Source organism: Acidobacteriota bacterium (assembly GCA_040752915.1).
Taxonomy (GTDB): domain Bacteria; phylum Acidobacteriota; class UBA4820; order UBA4820; family DSQY01; genus JBFLVU01.
In genome coordinates, this window is record JBFMHB010000031.1 from 1 (window position 1) to 21,494 (window position 21,494).

At 66.0% G+C, this 21,494-nt stretch carries 23 protein-coding genes; 10 read left to right on the top strand and 13 right to left on the bottom strand.

Annotation, left to right across the window (positions count from 1 at the left end; genetic code table 11):
* Nucleotides 1–567: CPBP family intramembrane glutamic endopeptidase (locus AB1824_07315; protein ID MEW5764772.1), on the top strand; the 567-nt coding region annotated here is incomplete at its 5' end.
* Here the strand turns inward: AB1824_07315 and alr are convergent.
* Together alr and dnaB are read right to left on the bottom strand one after the other, a co-directional pair.
* Nucleotides 559–1,740 carry an alanine racemase gene (gene alr, locus AB1824_07320; GenBank protein ID MEW5764773.1) on the bottom strand — a complete coding sequence of 394 codons (1,182 nt, stop codon included), beginning with the start codon at nt 1,738–1,740 and terminating at the stop codon, nt 559–561. The two genes, AB1824_07315 and alr, sit on opposite strands and share 9 nt — an antisense overlap.
* Nucleotides 1,733–3,133 carry a replicative DNA helicase gene (gene dnaB, locus AB1824_07325; GenBank protein MEW5764774.1) on the bottom strand — a complete coding sequence of 467 codons (1,401 nt, stop codon included), beginning with the start codon at nt 3,131–3,133 and terminating at the stop codon, nt 1,733–1,735. Before dnaB ends, alr begins: the two co-directional genes overlap by 8 nt.
* A 362-nt stretch (nt 3,134–3,495) precedes the next feature.
* Here dnaB and pilM point away from each other — a divergent pair, with 362 nt between their 5' ends.
* The 9 genes from pilM to efp are packed head-to-tail and all read left to right on the top strand — an operon-like array spanning nt 3,496 to nt 11,530.
* Entirely contained in the window at nt 3,496–4,554 is a 1,059-nt protein-coding gene (gene pilM, locus AB1824_07330; protein ID MEW5764775.1) for a type IV pilus assembly protein PilM, read from the top strand.
* Nucleotides 4,555–5,229, top strand: a complete 675-nt coding sequence (locus AB1824_07335; protein ID MEW5764776.1) for a PilN domain-containing protein — start codon at nt 4,555–4,557, stop codon at nt 5,227–5,229.
* Nucleotides 5,230–5,241: 12 nt separating this feature from the next.
* Nucleotides 5,242–5,820 carry a type 4a pilus biogenesis protein PilO gene (gene pilO / locus AB1824_07340; GenBank protein MEW5764777.1) on the top strand — a complete coding sequence of 193 codons (579 nt, stop codon included), beginning with the start codon at nt 5,242–5,244 and terminating at the stop codon, nt 5,818–5,820.
* Nucleotides 5,817–6,404, top strand: a complete 588-nt coding sequence (locus AB1824_07345; GenBank protein ID MEW5764778.1) for a hypothetical protein — start codon at nt 5,817–5,819, stop codon at nt 6,402–6,404. Before pilO ends, AB1824_07345 begins: the two co-directional genes overlap by 4 nt.
* Nucleotides 6,401–8,866, top strand: coding sequence for a type IV pilus secretin PilQ (gene pilQ, locus AB1824_07350; GenBank protein MEW5764779.1), 2,466 nt, complete (start codon nt 6,401–6,403; stop codon nt 8,864–8,866). The genes AB1824_07345 and pilQ overlap by 4 nt, the downstream gene beginning before the upstream one ends.
* Nucleotides 8,867–8,872: 6 nt before the next feature.
* Nucleotides 8,873–9,406, top strand: a complete 534-nt coding sequence (locus AB1824_07355) for a hypothetical protein (GenBank protein ID MEW5764780.1) — start codon at nt 8,873–8,875, stop codon at nt 9,404–9,406.
* The gene (locus AB1824_07360) at nt 9,406–10,602 is read left to right on the top strand and encodes a tetratricopeptide repeat protein (protein MEW5764781.1); all 1,197 of its coding nucleotides are present in this window, start codon (nt 9,406–9,408) and stop codon (nt 10,600–10,602) included. Before AB1824_07355 ends, AB1824_07360 begins: the two co-directional genes overlap by 1 nt.
* Nucleotides 10,595–10,948 carry a roadblock/LC7 domain-containing protein gene (locus AB1824_07365; protein ID MEW5764782.1) on the top strand — a complete coding sequence of 118 codons (354 nt, stop codon included), beginning with the start codon at nt 10,595–10,597 and terminating at the stop codon, nt 10,946–10,948. Before AB1824_07360 ends, AB1824_07365 begins: the two co-directional genes overlap by 8 nt.
* A gap of 18 nt (nt 10,949–10,966) precedes the next feature.
* Nucleotides 10,967–11,530 (top strand): elongation factor P, encoded by a 564-nt coding sequence (gene efp, locus AB1824_07370; GenBank protein MEW5764783.1) that lies wholly within the window; start codon nt 10,967–10,969, stop codon nt 11,528–11,530.
* Nucleotides 11,531–11,606: 76 nt separating this feature from the next.
* Here the strand turns inward: efp and AB1824_07375 are convergent, their stop codons facing one another.
* The 11 genes from AB1824_07375 to AB1824_07425 all read right to left on the bottom strand — a co-directional run bounded on the left by AB1824_07375 (nt 11,607) and on the right by AB1824_07425 (nt 21,475).
* Entirely contained in the window at nt 11,607–12,722 is a 1,116-nt protein-coding gene (locus tag AB1824_07375) for a DUF1573 domain-containing protein (protein MEW5764784.1), read from the bottom strand.
* Between the two features lie 29 nt (nt 12,723–12,751).
* Nucleotides 12,752–13,681, bottom strand: coding sequence for an NAD(+)/NADH kinase (locus tag AB1824_07380; protein ID MEW5764785.1), 930 nt, complete (start codon nt 13,679–13,681; stop codon nt 12,752–12,754).
* Complete coding sequence (locus AB1824_07385; protein ID MEW5764786.1) at nt 13,678–14,421, bottom strand: TlyA family RNA methyltransferase; 744 nt, start codon at nt 14,419–14,421, stop codon at nt 13,678–13,680. Before AB1824_07385 ends, AB1824_07380 begins: the two co-directional genes overlap by 4 nt.
* Nucleotides 14,418–15,311, bottom strand: coding sequence for a polyprenyl synthetase family protein (locus tag AB1824_07390; protein MEW5764787.1), 894 nt, complete (start codon nt 15,309–15,311; stop codon nt 14,418–14,420). The genes AB1824_07385 and AB1824_07390 overlap by 4 nt, the downstream gene beginning before the upstream one ends.
* The gene (xseB, locus tag AB1824_07395) at nt 15,308–15,583 is read right to left on the bottom strand and encodes an exodeoxyribonuclease VII small subunit (protein MEW5764788.1); all 276 of its coding nucleotides are present in this window, start codon (nt 15,581–15,583) and stop codon (nt 15,308–15,310) included. Before xseB ends, AB1824_07390 begins: the two co-directional genes overlap by 4 nt.
* A 2-nt stretch (nt 15,584–15,585) precedes the next feature.
* Nucleotides 15,586–16,182, bottom strand: coding sequence for an SPOR domain-containing protein (locus AB1824_07400; protein ID MEW5764789.1), 597 nt, complete (start codon nt 16,180–16,182; stop codon nt 15,586–15,588).
* Nucleotides 16,179–17,291 carry a DUF4388 domain-containing protein gene (locus AB1824_07405; GenBank protein MEW5764790.1) on the bottom strand — a complete coding sequence of 371 codons (1,113 nt, stop codon included), beginning with the start codon at nt 17,289–17,291 and terminating at the stop codon, nt 16,179–16,181. The genes AB1824_07400 and AB1824_07405 overlap by 4 nt, the downstream gene beginning before the upstream one ends.
* Nucleotides 17,292–17,298: 7 nt before the next feature.
* Nucleotides 17,299–18,348: a GGDEF domain-containing protein gene (locus AB1824_07410; GenBank protein MEW5764791.1), complete on the bottom strand. Its 1,050-nt coding sequence runs from the start codon at nt 18,346–18,348 to the stop codon at nt 17,299–17,301.
* 88 nt (nt 18,349–18,436) lie between these two features.
* Entirely contained in the window at nt 18,437–19,201 is a 765-nt protein-coding gene (locus tag AB1824_07415; GenBank protein MEW5764792.1) for a slipin family protein, read from the bottom strand.
* 2 nt (nt 19,202–19,203) lie between these two features.
* Entirely contained in the window at nt 19,204–20,580 is a 1,377-nt protein-coding gene (locus AB1824_07420) for an NfeD family protein (GenBank protein MEW5764793.1), read from the bottom strand.
* Between the two features lie 106 nt (nt 20,581–20,686).
* Nucleotides 20,687–21,475: a glycosyltransferase family 2 protein gene (locus AB1824_07425; protein ID MEW5764794.1), complete on the bottom strand. Its 789-nt coding sequence runs from the start codon at nt 21,473–21,475 to the stop codon at nt 20,687–20,689.
* Nucleotides 21,476–21,494 lie beyond the last annotated feature (19 nt).

A 21,494-nucleotide genomic window follows, 5' to 3' on the forward strand; every position in this document is an offset into this window, starting at 1 on the left:
CTGGCCTTCCCCTTTCGCCGTCCCGGGCCGAAGGAGGCGGGAGCGGCCCTCTGCCTCGTGGCCGGGGGGTCCCTGCTCGCCCTGTCGGCGGCCGCGTGGCTCTCTAGGCTTCCTGGAGGCGGAGGGGAAGACGCGGCTCTGCGCGCGCTCCTTTCCTCCTACCCCCTTGGGGTTCAATGGATCGTGTTCGCACTGGTGCCGGCCATTTGCGAAGAGTCCCTGTTTCGGGGCGCCCTGCTGGCCAGCCTGAGGGAGATTCCCGAGCTACCGGCCTGCCTCCTCTCCGGGGCCGCCTTCGCCTTGTTCCACGGCTCGGTTTACCGGTTTCTGCCCGTGGCCGTTCTCGGCGCTTCCCTCGCGGCGGTGGTGGTGCGGACCGGCAATCTGGCCCTGGCGATCCTGGGCCACGCAATCCACAACGGGATGGTCCTGGCGGCATTGCGCCTGGGACCGGCGGCCGGGCCCGCCATGGGGGATGGGCTCTGGGCGGGGGGGGTGGCTCTCCTGGCGGGAGCGGTCCTCCTGGCGGCGGGGCTCCGCCTCACGGCGCCGCGCTCCTCAGGCTAAGGGACCGCCGGAGTTCAGCAGGAACTCGGTCCATTCGCGTCCCCCCTCGGCGTAGCGGCGGGCCACCCGACAAGAAATACCGGTCATCACCTCGTAGGGGATGGTCCCGGACCACCGGGCCCAGTCCCAGGGGCTCGCGTTCAAAGTCCCCTCGCTGCCCCACAGGCAGACCGGTCCTCCCTCCACGGCTCCGGGCGCCGGGTCGAGGTCCACCGCCACGAGGTCCATGGATACCCGTCCCACGATTGGGCACGCGGCGCCTTCGATGAGGACGTGGCCCACGTTTCCAAGGGCCCTCGGAAGTCCGTCCCCGTACCCAACGGGCAGGATTCCCAGGCGTTTCGAGGAGGAAGTGACATAGGTGGCGCCGTATCCCACGGGTGTGCCCGGGGGGACCCGCTTGATCTGAGCGATCCGGGTGGAAAACGACAGAACGGGTCTCAGCCCCGGGTCGGGAAGGTCCGCCGAGGGCCGGAGGCCGAAGAGCGTGAGCCCCGGACGGCACAGGGTCAGGTGGGTGTCCGGATGGGCCAGGAGGCCCGAAGAATTGGCCAGGTGAACCCAGGCCGGTTCCATGCCGGCCCGGCGGAGGGTTTCGACCATGTCCTGGAACGCGCGGACCTGGTGGGCCGTCTGATCGGACCGCGGGTCGTCGGCGCTGGCCAGGTTGGAGAAGATGCCCGCGACGGACACCCGGGGAGACCTGCGCAGAGCCCCCAGCAGGTCCGGGATCTCCTCTGGACGAAAGCCCACGCGGCCCATTCCCGAGTCCAGCTTGAGGTGGACCTCGGCGCTCCGGCCGGTGCGTTCCGCGGCCTCCTCCAGCGCCTGGAGGAACGACAGGGAATAGAGGGCGGGGGTCAGGCCATGGTCCAGGAGCAGACCCGCCTGCGTGGGAGGAACGGGACCGAGCAGAAGGATGGGAGCGACAATCCCCCTCTCGCGAAGCTGGATCCCCTCCTCGGCCAGGGCCACGCCCAGCCAGGAAGCGCCTCCCCGCAGGGCCGCCCGCGCCACGTGGGCCGCGCCGCAGCCGTACCCGTTCGCCTTCACGACGGCCAGGAGGGGACGGCCCCCGCCGGCGGTTTTCAGTGCGGTGGCGTTGAGGGACAGCGCGTCCAGGTCCACGCGCAAGACCGTGGGGCGCAGATTGGGGGAGTCGCTTTCAGACACCCATGCCCTCCGGGGCCTCGGGGAGGTAATCCGCGAACTGGACCCTCCAGGGAAGGAAGGTGAGTTCCATGTCGTCGGTGGGGCCGTTTCGCTGCTTGGCGATGAGGAGCCTGGCCCGGTTGCGCGCGTCCTGATCCTCCTCTCGGGCGAAAACCTGCCTGTGGAGAAAGAGGACCACGTCGGCATCCTGTTCGAGGGAGCCCGAATCCCGAAGGTCGGAGAGCATGGGCTCCCGCCCTTCCCCGCGCTTCTCCACGGCCCGGGAGAGCTGGGAAAGAGCGACCACGGGGACCTTCAGGTCTTTGGCCAGGGCCTTGAGGGATCGGGAGATGAGGCTCACCTCCTGGTTCCGGTTCTCGATCTTTCCCACGACCTTGATGAGCTGGAGGTAATCCACGATCACCAGGTCGAGGGCCTGGGAGGTCTTCAGGCGCCTCAGCTTGGCCCCCATTTCAAGAATGGTCTGGGCGGAGGAGTCGTCAATGTAGATGGGGAGGGCGGCGATCTCCTCCATTTTCATCCCGGCCTCGGCGAGCCGAGCCTTGTTCAGTTTTCCCGTCCGGATCATCTGGAAATCGAGGCCGCTGGCCATGGAGAGGAGGCGGAAGAAAATCTGCTCGGCGCTCATTTCGAGGCTGAAGAAGGCCACCGACTTGCCGCTCCTGGCGACGTTGTAGGCAATGGAGAGGGCGAGGGCGGTCTTGCCGACGGAGGGCCTGGCCGCGAGGATGATGAAATCCGAGGGCTGGAAGCCGGCCGTCAGTTCGTCGAGTTTCTGGAAATGAGTGGCCACGCCCGTTACGTGCTCCCCCCGCTTGGAGAGGGCGTCGAGCTTGATGGCCGCCTCCCCGGCCAGGGTTCGGAGCGGCAGCAGCGTCGACCGGATGGTCCGGTCGCCGAGCTCCAGGATGCGCTGTTCGGCCTGGGCCAACACCTCCTGCGGCTCCTGGGGCGACGAGTAGGCCTCGGCGATGATTCCGCTGGCCCGTTCGATGAGCTGGCGGAGGAGGGAGCGGCCGCGAATGATCTGGGCGTAGTGGGAGAGGGTGGTGAGCCGTGGAATGCCCGAGACGAGATCCGCCACGTATTCGGCCCCGCCCACGGCCTCCAGCCACCCCTTGTGATGTAACCATTCGGTGACGGTGACGAGGTCGATGGGGCGGTTGGCCTCCCGAAGCTGTTCGAAGGTCGTGTAAATCTTCCGGTGGGAAGGGAGGGCGAAGTCCTCCGAAGACACCTGCTCGTGGACCTCGTCGAAGAGCGAATCGGTCAGGAGGACGGCTCCGAGAAGGGCCCTCTCGGCTTCCAGGTTGAACGGAAGATCCTGGTCCTTCAGGAGGTCCGAGACGCGGCGGACGGCCCCCGCGCTCCTACCGGCGGCGGGATCGGCCATGGGGGGCTCCTTTCTGGAGTCCACGGGGTCCATTCTCCGTGGCGCCTTACACCGTACCACCCAGGGGGGTGGGCTGACAAGAACCCGCATCCGCCCGGTGGAGCCGGGAAAGGACGCGCAACCATAGGAAAATCAGTCGGATAGGGCCAAGGGCGCGGGGACGGAAGGCGGTTCGGCCCGGGAGGGTTCGTCCGCGCGGGCGGCTCTCCCCATCTTGCGCCCCGGCGGCGGGGAGTCCTACAATTTGCCCAACGGGGAAGGGCAGGGCCATTCTGTACTTGACTTTCGGTTCTTCGTTCGATATGTTAAACAAGAGCATTAAGTTTGGGGGTCTTTAGGCGCTTTCAAAAGGGGAAACGAAGGTGTTCTTTGGAAAGAGCAAAAACCTGTTGGGCCTGGATATCGGTTCCTCCGCCGTGAAGATGGTGGAACTCAAGGATCTGGGCAAGGGCAAAGGCTACCAATTGAAGGCCTTCGGCATCGAACAGCTACCCGCGGAAGCCATCGTCGGCGGCACGATCATGGATTCCGGTGCCGTGATCGACGCCATCAGCCGCCTGGTGCGCGACCGAGGGGTAAAGAACTTCAACGTGGCCACCTCGGTGGACGGCAACTCGGTCATCGTGAAACGCATCTCCATGATGGCGATGAGCGAGGCCGAGCTCAACGAGGCCATTCAGTGGGAAGCCGGACAGTACATCCCCTTCGACATCGAGGAGGTGAAGATCGATCACCAGGTCCTCGAGACGGACCCCGCCACGGGAAACCTGAGCGTGCTGCTCGTGGCCGTGAAGCGGGACCTCATCGCCGAGTACACCTCCATCCTCGGCCAGGCGGGCCTCAACGCCACCGTCCTCGACCTGGACGTCTTCAGCATGCAGAACGCCTTCGAGATCAACTACCCCATCCATGGAGGAGAAGTCGCCGCCCTCGTGAACATCGGCGCGAGCACGACCAACATCTGCGTCCTGAAGGGAGACACCCCCTTGTTCTGGAGGGACATCCAGGCGGGAGGCAACAACTACACGGACACCCTCCAGCGTGAGCTCAACCTCACCTTCAACCAGGCCGAAGCCCTCAAGAAGGGCGAGACCGTTCAGGGGGTGCGGCCGGAGCAGGCGGCGCCCATCCTCAACGCCATGACCGAGGAGTTCGGAGCGGACTTGAAGAAGTCCCTCGACTTCTTCAAGGTGACGACGGGGGAGGGCACCATCCACAAGATCGTACTCGCGGGCGGCGGGAGCCAGGTCACCAACCTGGACCGCTACCTGAGTCAGTTTTTCGGCGTGCCCGTGGAGGTCATGAACCCCTTCCAGAACGTGACGGTCGACGAGCGGGAGTTCCCCATGGACACCCTGACTCGCCTGGCCCCGCACTTCGGCGTGGCGGTGGGGCTGGCCTTGCGCAAGATGGGGGATTAGATGATCCGAATCAATCTGCTCAGGGAAGGGCGGGGCACGAAACGGGGAGGGCCGGGCGGGCCGCCGATGGTGGCCGTGGCGGGCCCCACCGAAGAGGCGCCGCCTTGGGGAATCTACGTTGCCCTCCTCCTGGCCACGGTGGTGGCCACCGGCGGGTACGGGGCCTGGCTCCTCATGCAGAACCACAGTCTCGCCGTGGAAATCGAAAGGCAGAAGGTGGAGCTGAAGAAGTACGAGGGGGCCCGAGAAAAAGTCGCCGAGCTGGAAAAGAAAAAGACCGAGTACGCCGCCAAGGTGGATCAGATCAAAGAGCTCAAGGACCAGCAGAGCATCCCCGTGAAGCTCATGAACCGCCTCGTGGAGGTGCTCCCCGAGGGCGCCTGGTACAACGCCGTCAAGCAGAACAACCAGACCATCGAGCTGACGGGCGCCGCCAAGAGCATCAAGACCATCTCGACGCTCTACGACAACCTCGTGGCCATCTCTGAATTCGCCAACGTCCAGCTGGGAGAGGTGCAACAGCAGTCGGGCGCCGAGGAGACGTACAGTTATAAGTTGAGCATGAATTACCATCCGGGCGGCTTCAAGCCGAAGGTCGAGGAGGCGAAGCCTCAGGCGACCTCCGCGAGGGCCCGGTCCAAGCCCGCGTCGGACGACTCCGGCGGGATGGAATAGGAGGAGGCGCCCATGGACCGCTTCGCGAAGCTCCCCAAATGGGCCCAGTTGGTGGTCACCCTCCTTTTCTGCGGGCTCATCTTCCCCGCGACCTGGTTCGTGTTTCTGGCGGACCAGAGAACCACCTTGCAGAGCCGGCGCCAACAGCGCGACGAACTGGAGGGCCAGATCCAGCAGGGCAAGGAGGCCATGCGTCGCGTGGATGAGCTGAACCGGCAGATCGACCTCATCCGACGCGACCTCGAGGTCCTCAAGTCCATCATCCCGTTGGATCCCGAAACCGGAAAGCTCCTGCGCGTCTTTCAGAGCTACGCGCGGGATCAGAACCTGAATATCCTGCGGATCAACCCGACCCCCGTGGCGAAGAGGGAGCTTTACTCCGAGCAGGCCTACGGGATCGAGGTGGGGGGCGGCTACCACGATCTCGCCCTTTTCTTCGACAAGGTCGCCCACATGCGGCGCATCGTGAACATCACCAACCTGGACATGGCCTCGTCCACGCGCAAGGGGGCGACCATCACGGCCAAGTTCAACTCCGTCGTCTACATGCAGAACCCCGAGGCTTTCCAGGGGCTGGAGAACAAGCCATGAGACCAGGCACGATCTTCCTCGGCGTGTCGGCCCTGGCGCTGCTGGCCTCGGCCTCCGCGCTCGCCCAGAACCCGGTCAAGACCCTCCAGAGGGTGGACTCGACCCTCGCGCCGGCGACGGCGTCTCCCGCGCCGGCCGAACCGGTCCCCCCTCCCCCGGAGGCTTCCCCTTCGGGAGGCCCGGTGGTCGTCCCCGAGGACAACATGCTCCTGGAGGGCGAGACCCTGTACAAACACAGGTCCGAGCGCGATCCCTTCACGCCCCTCGTTCGCGGCGCGGCGGGCGCGGCGGGCGACGTGAAGGTGAAGTTCGGGTCCACGGGGCTGGCCCGATTCACGGTGGAATCCTGCGCCCTGGAGGCCATCATCGGCAGCAGCAAGTCCGTCGTGGCCTGGTTCCAGGGCCCCGACGGCAAGCCCTACAAGGCCGTGGCGGGTGAGCGCTTCGCAGACGGAATCGTCCTCGACGTGAGCTTCACGAACGGGGAGGTGACGATCCAGCAGGAGCTGAACGATCCCACCGCCATCAAGCCTTTCCGCAACCTGGTTCTCAAGATCCGGAGCCAAGAAGGGGAGGGACAATGAACAAGCGCATGGCCCTTATGACGGCGGTTCTCGGTCTCCTCGCCGGGATGGCCGTTCTGGCGGCGGACACGGCGTCCACCGAGCTGAACGTCCTCAGCGACCTCTTCAGCCAGTCCCAGGACGGCCAAGTCGTGGTGGGCGTGGTGGGGACCTACCCCATCATCGACTACACCTACTACGACTACGATCCCGAGACCTTCGTGGTGGACATGGCGGACGTGGACATCTCGCGGCTGCCCAAGACGCTCAACGTGCAGTCCGGGGGCGTGGGTCTCGTCAAAGTGGAATCCATCAGCCAGGGCAAGGGCAGGGCCCTCGCCAAGCTGGAAATCCACAAGGCCTACCTCTCCAAGTGCCTGGTCTTCACCGAGGGAACCAAGCTCATGGTGAAGGTCGTGGGCGCGGATCAGGCCCCTCCGGCTCCGCCGGCCCCGTCCGCCGCGTCCGAATCCGCCTCCGCCGCGAGCCCGGCCTCCGCCCCCCCGGCGCCTCCTCCGGCGCCTCCGGCCGAACCGGTCCGCGAGGGCACGCGCCTCATGGGTGTGCGGGTTGCCCAGGACGGCTCGTCCGTGGGCATCGAGTCGGACGGAACAGCCAAGTTCAAGTACTTCACCATGGGCGGACCGGACCGGATCGTGGTGGATCTTTATGGGATCCAGCGGGGCAAGGTTCCGGGGCAGATCCCCGGGGCAGGGGACATCGAGAAGGTGCGGGTGGCCCTCCTTCAGGCGAGTCCTCTGGTGACCCGGGTGGTCCTGGACATGAAGAAGCCGCTCAAGCCCGTGGCGGTCAGCGCGGATGGACCGGTGGTGCGGGTGGTCCTGGACGAAATGGCCCTCGATGCCGCCCCCGAAGCGGCCGCCGCCCCGCCGAAGGCCGAGGCGCCTCCCGCGTCTGAACCGGCCGCCCAGCCGGTTTCCTCCGAGACGGCACCGGCGGAACCGGTCTCCGCCTCCCCGCCGCCTGTCGCGGAGATGGCCCAGGCTCCCACCGAACCGGCCGCGGAGACCCTCGACGACGTCAAAGTGGATCTCTCCCCCATCAGCCCCGGCTCCAGCCGGGAGTTCAAGGGATACGAGGACCTGTTCGTGGCGGAGGACGCCACGGCCTCGCCCGCCGAGGGCAAGACCCTCGTAGCCGGAGGCGTCCCCCTCTCCTTCAAGGAGAAGACCATCTCCGGCGGAGGTATGAAGTATTCCGGCGAGCCCATCTCCATGAGCCTCAAGGACGCGGACGTGAAGGACGTGATGCGCGTCTTCCACGACATCTCCAAACTCAACTTCGTCGTCCACCCCTCGGTTCAGGGCAAGGTCACGGTGGACCTCGAGAACGTCCCTTGGGACCAGGCCATGGACATCGTCCTGAAAAACAACGGCCTGGACTACGTGTACGAGAACAACGTGATCTGGGTGGCCCCGGCCTCCGAGATTGCCCGGAAGTTCGCCGAGCAGCAGCGGATGCAGAAAGAGAAGCTGCTGGCGGAGGACCCCATCACCTTCACCAAGAGGCTGTCCTACGCAAAGGCCCAGCGCATGGAGGGCATCGCCCAGCGTTTCCTGAGCGAGCGGGGCTCCATCATCATCGACGAGCGGACGAACACCCTGATCATCCAGGAAGTTCCCTCCAAGAAGGCGGGCCTGGTCAAGCTGATCGACTCCCTGGACACGGCCACGCCGCAGGTCCTCATCGAGGCCCGGATCGTCGAATCGAACGTCACCTGGACCCAGAGTTTCGGAATCACCTGGAGCGGCAACTGGTACACGGGGATGGACGCCTCGGGCAACACGGTCACAACGCGGGGCGGCACCACCGGTTCCGCTTCCTCCAACATCTACTCCCTGCACAACTTCAAGAACCAGTCCGGATGGCCCAACTTCGGCACGGGCGACTTCGCCGTGACCCTCCCCCCCACGGCGTCCAACGGCTTCATCGACCTCGTTCTGGGGAACATCACCGGGTCGTTCTTCCTGGACGTCCGGCTCGCCGCCCTCGAGAACACGGGGCGCGCGCGTGTTTTGTCCGCCCCCCGCGTGGTCACTCAGGACAACGAGAAGGCCACCATCGAGTCCGGCCGACAGATCCCCATCCGGGTGGCCACCACCGACAAGATCTCGGTCATTTTCGTCAATGCGACCCTCAAGCTGGACGTGACGCCCCAGATCAGCGCCGACGGGAACGTGAATATGACCGTGGACATCACCAATGACTCGGTGGACTTCGCCAACGCCGAACCGGGCAACCCGCCCCCGATCATCAAGAAGGAGGCCAAGACCGTGCTGAAGGTGCGCGACGGTCAGACGGCGGTCATCGGCGGCGTGTTCGTGACCAACGAGGGCATCTCCCAGAACGGCCTTCCCTTCCTCTCCAAGATCCCGGTCCTGGGCTGGCTGTTCAAGAACCGCACGAAGACCCGGACGAACGACGAACTCCTGATCTTCCTCACGCCCAAGATCGTCAGGTAGGAGCGCATGAAAAAAAAAAGGTTCCCTCTGCTCGCATTCGCATCCTTGGCCCTCGCCGCGCTTTTCCTGATGGGGTGTGGGTCGGACAAGAACCTGGAACCTGAATCGGACCTGGTGCTGAAAGGGGCGGATCCTCCCAGCACGAATGTTGGCGTGAATCCGCCCCTTTCCCATATCGCCTATTTCCTTTTTCAGATCCGGATCGGCGATCCGAACCTGTCCCTGGTCGGCTCGGACGCCTGGACCGTGGACCGGGTTGATACGCACTACGTGCTGGTGAGCGATCCGGGGGGCCACCTGCAGCGGCTCCCCGAGGACGAGACCACCCGGCCCAAGACGCGCGTCAGCCCCAACACGGTCAATCGGATCGCCGTCACGGTCATCAGCGACTCCTTCTTGCAGGACTACGCCCAGGGCTTCGTGGGCACCTCCGACACGGCCCGGGTGAAGGTCCGGCTGACGTTCCACGCACACCGGAACAAGGACGGCGCGCGAAAGGTGCTCCAGACCAGTCACATCCTGACCATCGGGAATTTCTGATGGCGAGCGGACCCGCCGAACTCGAATCCGAGGTCCAGCGCGATCCGAAGATGCGCCGGTTCTACGAGTTGGCGCGGGAGTACCAGCGGCTCGGCCGTATCGAAGAAGCCGTGGTCCTCTGCGAAAAGGGCCTCCAACTGAACCCGAACCAGTGGCAGGCCCGGAATCTGCTGGCCCAGATCTTTCTCGCCAAGGGCCGCTTCGACGAGGCGAGGGTGCAGGTGGAGCGGGTCCTTCTGGCCCTCCCGGACAACATCCCCGCCAACCACCTCGCGGCGGACCTGTACTACTCCCTGGGGGACAAGGCCCGCGCCCTTCGCCACTACCAAGTCGTGGACCTCTTTGACCCCGGAAGGGCCAACGTGGCGGAGCGGATTCAGGAGCTGGCCGCCGAGACGCCTGCTCCGGAAGAGACGGCCGCGGAATCCGCCCCTGCGGCCGGCGAGGAAGCCCCGGGGCCGCCTCTGGAGGAGCCGCCCGCCGAATCCGTCCCTGCGGCCGATGGGGAGGCCCGGGAGTCGCTCTCCCCCGCCGTTTCCGAGGAACCGGCCGTGGAGGTCGGGCTCCAGGCGGAGGCTCAAACCGCGACGGAACCGGTCGGCGCCCAGGTGTTCGAAGAGGTATCGAAGCCGGAGGATTGGGGTAGCGAAGGAGGTCAGGAGAGCGACCTCCTGGAAGTCCTACCCTCCGAGCCCACGCCCTCCGTGGAGGTGGCTCCGCTTTCAGAGCAGGCGGAATCCTGGGCCGACGTGGCCCCCGAGCCGGAATCCTGTGAGCGCGAGGCCCTTGTCGAAAACCCGCCCGGGGAGGACACGGACCGGGTGGAGACCCTCCAGGAGGGCGACGACACCCAGGAAGCCCCCACGCCTCCGGACAGTCCAGACGGACTGGGCCTTTCACCGGAACCCGATCCGTCCGTTCCCGGGCCGGCCTTCAGCACGGTCACCCTGGCCCAGTTGTACGAGAGCCAGGGATACCCGGAAAAGGCGGTGGAGGTCTACCAGCGGATCCTGCTCAAGGAGCCGGACAACGCCGACGTTCGGGAGCGGATCCGGGGACTCAAGCGGAGGATGGCGGGGGAGGTCCCCGAAGCCCCGGCCGTCCAGGAGGAGGACGTGCGCAAGGCCGTCCGGCAGAAAAGGATCGCCGTGCTGCAGAACTGGCTCACCCGGGTGAGGGAGGCCTCCCATGTTTAGCCCCCTGTTCAAGAAACTGCGCGAGGACCTCCCGGGCTTTCGGGCGGTGGCCGTGGTGGGAGACGACGGCATCGAAGTGGACCGGTTCGTCTTGGAGGACCTGCCCCACGAGGTGCTGAGCGCGGAAATGAACGGGGTCTTGAAGACCTTGAGGCGCCTTCGGGGGGAGATCGCGATGGGCCCCATCCGGGAGGTGGTGATTCGGACCGAGGCGGAGAACATCCTCTTGTGCTCCCTGTCGGAGGGTCTCTTCATCCTCGTGGTCACGGACCCCGCTACGGCCACCGGCCGGGCCCGGTTCGCCATCCAGCGACTTGCGCACGAGTTTCAAAACGTCCTAAAATAAGGGTTCGGAGGGAACCCCATGGGTGTGATCACCAGCAACCAGATCCGCAAGGGCGTCAAACTGCTCATCGACGGCGACGCGTACGAGGTCGTGGACGCGGACCACGTGAAGCCGGGGAAGGGCTCGGCCTTCACGCGCGCCAAGGTGCGGAACCTCAGGACCGGCCAGGTTCTCGAGAAAACCGTCAAGGCGGGGGACAAGGTCGAGACGGCCGAGACGCAGGAAAGCCGCATGCAGTTCCTCTACAAGGAAGGCGCCGACTACCATTTCATGGACCAGACGACCTTCGAGCAGATCGTCATCCCGCAGGACGTTCTCGGCGACGCCGTCAAGTACCTCACGGAGAACCTGGAAATCAGCGTCCTCCTCCACGACGGAGAACCTCTGGGCGTGGACCTTCCGAACTTCGTGACCCTCACGATCGAGGAGACGGACCCCGGGTTCAAGGGCGACACCGTTTCCGGGGGCAAGCCGGCCCGGTGCAACACGGGGGCCGTGGTCAGCGTGCCCTTCCATCTCAATCCGGGGGACCGCATCGTGGTCGATACCCGGGACGGCAGCTACCGAGAAAAGGTCGGCTGATCCGGCCGAGACGTGCCAAAACGGAAAGCCGGGGGCCTGGAGCCCCCGGCTCTCGCTTCTTGCCCGGAATGGCTCTTTAAAAGATCTTCCCCCGGATCGGAACGGTGATGGGGCCCTTGCTGGTATCGATCGTGAGGGCGCCGTCGAGGTTCCCGACTTCCAGGGGCGGCACGAGCTTCAACTTGACGCTGTAGCGCTGGTTGGGCGTGATGGTCTGGACCTCGGACGTCAGGTTCTTCAGGTTCGACGTGACGTTGTGGATCTGCAGCTCCGGTCCCATCTCGAAAGCCACCGTGACGGTCTTGTTCAGGTTGATGTCCTCCGGGTGCTCGTTCACGTAGCTGTGGTTCAGGCCCGAGTAAACCACCTGGGGGGGATACACCGTGAGGGGATCGCGGATGGTGCCGAAGAGGTTCAGGTTGAGCTTGTCCACCTTGGGGTGAGAGGTCGCCAAGACGAAGCGCCCGTTGATGGGCCCGACGGCGTGGTCGGCGGGCAGGACCACCTTGAAGGTCGCGGATTTCTTGTCCTCCGCCATCTTGATGTCCCATTGGAGGGCGGCGTCGTCGGCCTGGACGGATGTGACCTCGAAGGGCGTCCCGTCCTCCGATGCGATCGTGAAGGTCTTTTCCTGGGATTGCCCCTTGTACACGAGGCCGAGCTGCTGGTTCTCCGAGGGCTGGACGCTCAGGATGGACTTCACCACGGCCTTCACGCCCAGCTGAAAGTTCGAGAGCTTCGGGTCGGAGGTGACGACGTTGATGGTCTTGTGGATGGGGCCCGAGAAGGCGGCCGTGCTGACGCTGGCCGTGATCTTGCCCGTTTTCCCGGGCTCGATCTTTCGGTCGTATTCCGTCACCGTGCATCCGCACGCGGCGTGGACCCGGGAGATCTCCAGAGGCCCCCTGCCCCGGTTCTCGATGACGAAGTCGTGCTTGATGACCGAACCGCGGCTCACCGTGCCGGCGTCGAAGGTCATCTCGGGCACCACGGCCTCGGGGGGATCCACCGCCGGGGCCTGACCCGACTCCGCGGGAGCGGGTTTCTCTTGCCGCGGCGATTGGATCTCGGACTGAGGCGGGAGGGGCTCGGTAATCTTGGTCGGATTCGCTTCCTGGGCGATCGCGGCGGTTCCGGCGATCACCCCCCCGACAAGGATTAGGGCGGACAGAACGGTGCGGAAACCTTTCATCGCGAGACCTCCTAGCAGACGAAGTGAGTTTACCCCCCACGGGGGGTTCGGACAAGGCCGGGAGATTCCGGGTCGGGACCGGAGGGCTGGGCACCCCAGCCCAGCTTCTCCCTCAGGAGGGAGAAATAGGAGCGCCCGCCGTTCGTCACGAGGCGAACCGAATGAGGGGCCCGGTGCACGACGATGCGGTCCCCCCTCTCCACGGGGTGACCCTCCTGGCCGTCCGCCGTGAGAAACACGGGACCCGACTCGCCGGTCAGCTCCACGTCGATTCTGGATGCGCCGCCCACGACGAGGGGACGCATGGTCAGCGTGTGCGGGCAGAGGGGCGTGATGAGGATGCCGTCCATCCCAGGAGTGACGATGGGGCCTCCCGCCGAGAGGTTGTAGGCGGTGGAGCCCGTGGGGGTAGCCACGATGATCCCATCGCTTCGCATGGTCGTGAGCAGACCCCCTCCCACGTCCACGCGGATATCGATCATGCGGGCCAGGGCGGTCTTGGCCACGACCACGTCGTTCAGGCAGTGGAAGACGGCGCGGGTTTTTCCCTTCCGCCGAAGCTCGGCGCGCAGCATCATCCTGCGCTCCACGCTCGCCTTTCCCGATAGGCAGGAGTCCACGGCCGCGATCATCTCGGAGGCGCTCACCTCGGTGAGGAACCCCAGATTGCCGAGGTTTACGCCGAGGATGGGGGCGCCGCGGCGTCCCGAATGCCTGGCCACCGACAGGAGCGTGCCGTCTCCGCCCAGGACCACGACCAGGTCCGCCTCCCCGGGGATATCGGCCCGGGGAAGGACCCGGAGATGGGGCTTGTGAGCGAGCTTGGAGGCCTCCTCGTCGAGGATCACCTCTGCTCCGAGCCGGGCGAGGTGGGCCAGGAGGCGGTCCAGCAGGGGCAAGCGGCCTGCGGGTTGCGGCTTGGCGGCCACGGCGACCCTGGGGACCCGCCGCCCGGTCAAGGCGACACCTCCCCCGGAGGCAGAAGCAGGATAAAGGTCTCGAGATTTCCTTTCGGGCCCTTCACGGTCGACTCCACGGCGGCGGCCAGAGTATAGCCCAGTCTGGCCGCGTGTTCCACAACGCCGGCGACGGCCCGAGCCCGGACGGCGGGGTCCCGGACCACGCCGCCCTTCCCCACCTCCCGGCGACCCGCCTCGAATTGGGGCTTCACGAGGGCCAGGACACGGGCGGAGGGGGCGCTGAGGAGGATCGAGGGAAGAAGAAGCCTGAGCGATATGAAGGACGCGTCCACCACCACGAGGTCCACGACTTCAGGGAAGAAGTCCCTGGGGAGGCTTCGGGCGTTGACCCCCTCGAAGGCGCGGACCCTCGGGTCGCAGCGGAGGGATTCGTGCAGTTGTCCCCGTCCGACGTCCACCGCGTAGACCCGTGCGGCTCCTCGCTGGAGGAGGCAATCGGTGAATCCGCCGGTGGAGGCGCCGAGATCGGCGCAAACCAGGCCGCGGACATCCAGGGCCAGGCCGTCCAGGGCCCCCTCCATCTTCAAGCCGCCCCGGCTCACGTAGGGGCATGCCCTGCCGCGGATTTCCAGCATGGAGTCCTCGGGGAGCTTCTGCCCCGGCTTTTCCACCCTTCGGCCTTCGAGGAAGACCACCCCGGCCATGAGCATGGCCTGGGCCTTTTCGCGGGTCGGCGCCAGCCCCAGGCGCACCAGGAGGAGATCCGCGCGGAGGGTCATCGGCTCCGATTCACGATGAAATGAGCGATTTCTCTCAGGTCCTGGCTGGAGGGACCGAGGTCCGCGACCGACCGCAGGGCTTCGGAAAGAAGATCCTGGGCCCTCCTCCGGGAGGCTTCCAGCCCCCAGAGAGCGGGGAAGGTGGCCTTTCCCTGGGCGGCGTCCTTGCCAGCCGTCTTGCCCAGACTCTCGGTGCTTTCCGTTGCGTCCAGAATGTCGTCCACGATCTGGAAGGCGAGACCGACGGCCCGCCCGTACCGCAGGAGGGAGCGCCGCACATCGGCGCGGGCGCCCGCCCATATCGCCCCGGCGAGGAGGCACGCCTCGAGGAAGGCCCCCGTCTTCAGCCTGTGGATGGTTTCCAGGGTCTGGGCGTCCGCCCCGGCCCCGGCCCCCGTGAGGCGGAGATCCAGGGTCTGGCCGCCGGCCATCCCCAACGATCCGAGGGACTTCAGGACGGTTCGGCTCACCCGGTTCCTTCTGGCCGTCCACTGGGCCCCCCTGGGTTCCTCGCAGAGAAGGTACGCCCCGAGGGTCTGGAGGGCGTCGCCCGCCAAGATGGCCGTGGCTTCGCCGAAAGCCTTGTGGCACGTGGGCTTTCCCCGGCGCAGGTCGTCGTCGTCCATGGACGGAAGGTCGTCATGAATCAGGCTGTAGGTGTGGAGCAGTTCCAGCCCCGCCGCGGCGGGAAGGACGGCCTCCGGTCTGGCGCCGCCGGCGGCCGTATAGGCGCACAGGGCAAGGATCGGTCGCATGCGCTTGCCGCCCGCGAACACGCTGTACCGCATGGCCTCGTGAAGCTCCCGCGGTTCCGCGCCGGCGGGGGGAAGAACGCGGTCCAGCGCTTCGTCGACGAGGGGAGCCCAGCGGGAAAAGGTTCCGGGAATCATGGCTCCTCTCGATCCGTCCGGGTGGGAAGCCCGGACAGAACGGAGTCCGGGTCCAGGGGGGACTCCTTGGGCGGGTCGCCCTCGAGGAGGCGCGTCACGCGAAGGCTCGCGGACTGGAGTTCCGCCTCCAGATCGCGGCTGAGGCGGATTCCGCGTTCGAACAGGGCGAGGCTCTCCTCCAGGGGGAGGCTTCCATCTTCGAGGCGGGACACCAGCTCCTCGAGTTGTCTCAAACGGCTTTCGAACCCTTGGCGTTTCCCGGCTTTGGCCATGGTCACTCCGACGTGACGACGAACGCGCCCGAAAACCCGGCGCGCTTCAGGTCCTGGAGCGCTTTCTCGGCGGCCTTCCTGTCCTGGAATCCGGGGATGAGCACCTTGTGACGCCCGCCCTGGGAGGCCACCTGGGCGCCGTATCCCATCGCCTTCAGGCGCCCCGCGAGTTCCCGCGCGTTGGCGGGCGTCCCGAAGGCTCCGAGCTGGATCGAAACTCCGGCCGCCCTGGCGGGCTTCTCGACGGGACGCGTCTCGGTCGGGGAGGGGGGCGGCGTGGGGACGGGAGCGGGGATGGGCGCGGATGGCGAGGCTTCTGGAACGGAGCGCGTGGGTGCGGGGAACGGATCCTCCGGGGTGGCGGGGCTCTCCGGAAGCGCGTCACGATCCTTCGGGTCCGCCGCGGCGGACTCCTGAACGAAAGGACGGCGCTCCACGAGAGATTCTTGGATCGGCTTGGTCTCTTGGACCCGGTCCGAGGAGGGGCGTGGGGTGAACAGCCAGGAAGCCGCCGCCACGACAAAGGCCAGGGCCACCGAGCCGGCGCCGATCCACAAGACCTGCCTCCAGGGAACCGAACGGAATCCGGCCCGATTCATGGAGCGTCTCCGGCGGCGGAACGCGCGTTCCGCCGAATGTAGGCCAGCACACGCTGATGGCCCTCGGTGGAGAGGTGCTGCTGTGAGGCGAGGACGAAGGCGTACAGGGTCTCCTCAAGGAAGGCCACGAGGCGATCGTATCTCTCCTCTTCCGGAAAGGACCGGAGGTTCCACAGGACCAGGTCCACGTCGATCTTGCCGAAACGGACGAGGTCCGTCTGTCCGTCGGCCAGGCGCGGATGGGAGGACAGGAGGCCGAGATAGAGTTCCTGAAAGGCGTCCTCCGAGCGTTCGGCGGGCTCTATCTGGGAATGCGCGTAGGAAAACAGGTCGTTGTATCGCTCCAGGAGGGGCTCGAAGTCGTCCGGGGTGGGCTTCCGGCGAGGACCCTCCGCGGGCACCCGCTCCAGCAGGCCCAGCGTCAAGAAAATCCAGAGTTGCCGGTAGGTCTGGAAGGCCGGGAGATAACTGGCGTCCACGATGGACGAAACGCTCATTCCCGCCTTGGTCAGCGCGAGGATGTGTTCGTCCTCGGAAGTCATGTCCAGCTCGGCGACGAAGGAAGGGAGGTCCCGGACGCGGGAAAGGCGCGTGGAGGGGTCGCCCACCGCCCTGTAGATTTGACTCCAGGCGCCGATCCTCTGCATCCCCTTGTAGACGAGGATCGGAATGTCCAGGGAGAGAGTGACCATCTCCAGCGTGGAGAAGGGGGCGAGCCCCAGGCTGTACGTTCCGCAGCGGAGTTCGAAGAGGGAGAAGGCGATGTCGTACAGGTTCTGGGTCACCCCTTCGACCACTTCCTCGGGCCCGAGGGCGCCCAGGTCCACGAGCACCTGGTGGACGCTCCGGCCGCCCCCCGTCGCCTCGCGCGCGCGGAGGTAGTGGGGGAGGCTCAGGAGGCCCCTCCGCAAGAGGGCCTCCAGGAGGCCGTCGTCGGGGTCCGTCGAGGAGGCGTAGACCACGGATCCTTCGCTGAGGTACAGGGACTTGTTCCAGGTCCCGTCCCCGAGCGTCAGGATCCCCGTCTCCCGCTCCCGGTACAGGGACATGAGGAGGATGGGAAGGCTGATGTCGGAGAGGCTACCGTTGAGTGTGATCTGATCGCTCATGGAAGGCTCAGGGGAACCGCTTGAGGGGACGGGCCACCTGGATGTCGTTCTTGGTCTGGCTCTTGATCCGGTACATGGCCTCGTCGGCCCTCTTGATGAGGTCCTCCTTGGTCAGGGCGTGGGCCGGATAGGAGGAGAGGCCGAAGGACCCCGTGATCTCGATCCCTCCGGTCTCCTCCAGGAGAAAGGGCGTCGAGGCGAGTCGCTGGCGGATTCGCTCGGCCACCTCCAGCGCTCCCTCCCAGGGCGTTTCCGGAAGCACGATGCAGAACTCGTCTCCGCCGTACCGGATGACCTTGTCGATGGATCGGACCGCGTTCATGATGCGCGCCGCGGCCTCCTGGAGAGTCCGGCTACCCATGGCGTGCCCGAACCGGTTGTTGACCTCTCGAAGGCCGTCCAGGTCGAGGAAGATGAGGGAAAGCGGGTTGTTGTACCGCCTGGCGCGGTCCATTTCCTCGGCGAGGTAATCCTCGAAAAAACGACGGTTGAAGGCCAGGGTGAGGTCGTCCTTGGTGATGAGCTCGTTCATGCGGCGGGCCGTCAGGGCGTTCTTGATGGCGAAGGAAAAGTCCGGTAGAGCCCGTTCCAGCAACCGGAAGCCCTCCGGATTCAAGTAGGTGGATTCGTGGCGGTCCTCCCGGGCGGCCAGAAGGATGAGGCCCGCGTAGTCGTACACGAGCTGGATGGGAAAGAGGGCCAGGCACCCGATGGCGGCACCCTCCTCGATGGCCGGTGGACGGTCGCTGGTGCTGGGGCCGAAGGTCTTGAACTTGGGAATCATGTCGCGGATCAGGGCTTCCACGTCCGAGCGCGTCAGGCCGAACCGATCCGCGGTGTGGCGGGCGGGGGTGAACCCGGCGCGGAAGATCCGCTCCACATAGTGGCCCTTTTCGCCCAGGAGCATGATCACGCCGTAGTCCGCCGACAAGTGATTCAGGAGGGAGTTCAGGATCTCCTCGGCGACGGTCTTCAACTCGAAGGACCGGAAGGTCCGGGCCAGGTCCCGGTACACTTCCAGCTCGAGTCCCGGAGGCAGTCTGCGGGCGGGCTTCACACGTCACCCCTCCCCGTCCGGGGAGGGGTGCCCCCCGGCGGGAGATCGAGTGCGGAGCGGCGGGCCCTCAGCGACATGGGTCTCTCCGCTATGCCTTGTCTCGTCCCTTCAGCAGGCCGCCCAGGAACTCCACGGGAACCGGGAAGACGATCGTCGAGGCGTTCTCGGCGCTGATCTGCGTGAGCGTCTGAAGGTACCTCAGCTGCATGGTAATGGGATTCTGGGCCATGATCTCGGCGGCGTTGGCGAGGGTCTGGGAGGCCTGGAACTCGCCGTCGGCGTTGATGATCTTGGCCCGCTTTTCCCGCTCCGCCTGCGCTTGAAGGGCCATGGCGCGCTGCATGTCCTGGGGGAGGTCCACCTGTTTGATGGCCACCTGCGTCACCTTCACGCCCCAAGGGTCCGTGTGCTGGTCGATGACTTCCTGGAGCTCCTGGCTCAGCTTCTCGCGCTCGGAGAGGAGTTCGTCCAGGCTGGCCTGCCCCAGGATGGAGCGCAGGGTGGTCTGGGAGAGTTGGGAGGTCGCGTAAATGTAATTTTCCACCTGGAGGATGGCCCTCAGAGGGTCCACCGCCCGGAAGTAGACCACCGCGTTGACTTTCACCGAGACGTTGTCCTTGGTGATGATGTCCTGCGGCGGGACGTCGAGGACGATGGTCCGGAGGGCCACGCGCACGATCCGGTCAAAGGGCTTGAACACGAAAATGAGCCCCGGACCCTTGGGCTGGGGAAGGACGCGCCCCAGGCGAAAAATGACGCCCCGCTCGTATTCGTTCAGGATGTTGATGCAGGAGAAGAGCCAGCCCAGGAAGATGACGACGACGGCGACCACGGGAAAACTGAGCGGCGGCATGCTTACCCTCCCTCTTCGAGGGGGGCGACCCGAAGGGTCATCCCCTCGCGACCGATGACTCGGATCTTGCTTCCGGCCTCCACGGGCCGGTCGCACACGGCGTTCCAGTACTCGCCGAACAGGAAGACCTTTCCAGGCGCCGGGGGGGTGATCCTCTCCCGCACGACACCCTCCATGCCGACCATGCCCTCTTCCCCCGTGACGACGGGATTTCTGAACGCCCGGACCGCCAGGGTCACGAGGAACAAGAGGATGGCCGCAAAAACCAGGACGATGGGGAGAACGACGAGCAGGGACACTTTCAACTCCGGAATAGGGCTGTTCCTGTACAGCAACAGGCTTCCCACGAGGAGGGACACGACCCCTCCGGCGCCCAGAATACCATAGGAGGCGACCTTGAGCTCCAGGAGGAGGAAGGCGATGCCCAGCAGAATCAGCAGCAGACCCACGGCGTTGATGGGAAGGAGCTGGGTGGACATGGCGAAGAGCAGGATGCAGATCCCCCCCGCCACTCCGGGGAGGATCAGCCCGGGCGCCTTGAATTCGGCGTAGAGACCGATGACCCCCACCAGGAGCAGGACGAGGGTCAGGTTGGGATTCGCCAGCCCGGAGAAGAGCCGCTGGCGGAGGGTCGGAAGAAGGTCCCTGACCTCGGGGGTCTTCCCCAGGGTCAGGTTCACCTCCGTCCCGTCGAACCGGCGGAGGGGGCGCGACTCCAGGTAGGCGAAAACCTCCTCCTCCCCCCTGGCCACGAGTTCGATGGCCCCCTGGGCCATGGCTTCCTTTTCCGTCAGGGAGACGCTCTCCCTCAGCATCTTCTCGTAGACTTCCGGGCTCCTCCCCCGGTGTTCCGCCAGGGTTCGGGCGTGGGCCGACAAGTCGTTCAGGATCTTGTCCAGCATGATTTCCTCGCCCGTGGGGCGGGAAGGGGGCTCGCGCCCCTCCTTGTCTCTGCCTTCTCCGGGGGACTTGGGAGGGGCGGTGGGGAGATTGAAGGGCAGGGCGCTCACGGGGTGGGCCGAGCCGATGGTTGTGCCCGGCGCCATGGCGATGAGATCGCAGGAGAGGGCTACGAGCGCCCCGCCCGAAGCGGCCCGGGCGTTGACGGGGCTCACGTAGGCCACCACGGGAACAGGGGATTGAAGGATGGCCCTCTGAATCTCCTCCACGGAGCTCACGAAGCCCCCCGGCGTGTCGATGACGAGAAGGACGACATCGGCCTTCTGGGCGGCCGCCTCCGAAAGGGCCCGGAGCACGTACTCCTCGGTCACCTTGTGAATGGCGCCCTCCAGGCGGATGCGGGCCACGCCGCCGGCGGCTGCGAAAACAGGGGCCATCAAGAGGGAGACGGACACCAGCAGGCGGAGGAATGTCCTCATGGCAGGCCTCATCTGCCCCCGATTATCGGGCGCCTTCCGGAGACCTGTCAAGGCGAGCCAAGGGTTTCCGGGGTTTTGAACGGCTGGCGACCCAGCGGGGAAAGGATCAGGCGGAGGTCGGGAAACGGTCCGCCTGCCTTCGCCTTTGCAGGTCCCACATTTTGGCGTACTTCAGGAAGACACCGTAGACGGCCAGGTAAACCGCGATGACGCCCGGGATTCCGTCCAGGAAACCCAACCGAAGAACGTATTGCTTGAGGAAGCGGAAGGCGGGCCGAAGGGCCACGTTCACGAATCCGGCCCGCTTGCCGTCCTTCAGGTCCTGCTCGGCCCCCCAGGTGGTGTATCGGTCCAGTTTGGCGAGGTAGGACTCCCAGTCCCGGAAGGTGTCGTGGAGGAGGGGGGCCGAAAGCTTGCCGGCGGATCGGAACCCTTCGATCTCCGAGTGCACCCGACGGTCGGCGTAGCGGCACTCCCTGCGAAACAGGCGGATGACGGAGTCGGTCTGCCACCCCCCGAAGCGCATCACGCGGCCGAAGTAGAGGTTCCGCCTCCGGATCCAGTAGGCGTCCTCCCCGGGACCCTTCGCGAGGAGGTTCAGCACCTCGTCGCGGAGCTCCTTGGTGCACCGCTCGTCGGCATCGAGGAGAAAGACCCAGGGATGGGAGGCCCGGGGAATCGCCCAGTTCTTCTGGGCCGCCGAATAGCCGTACTCGTGGACCTCGACCCGGACCCCGGGAACGGCGCGGGCCGCGTCGGCCGTCCCGTCGGTGCCGGCCGCGTCGACCACCACGTAGACTTCGTCGGCCCAATCCACGCTGCGGATGGCCTCCCGGATCTGGTGGGCCTCGTTCCCCGCCGGGATCAGGGCGGTTACCTTCGCGCGATCGGTCACCTGCATCCTCCCTCCCCGC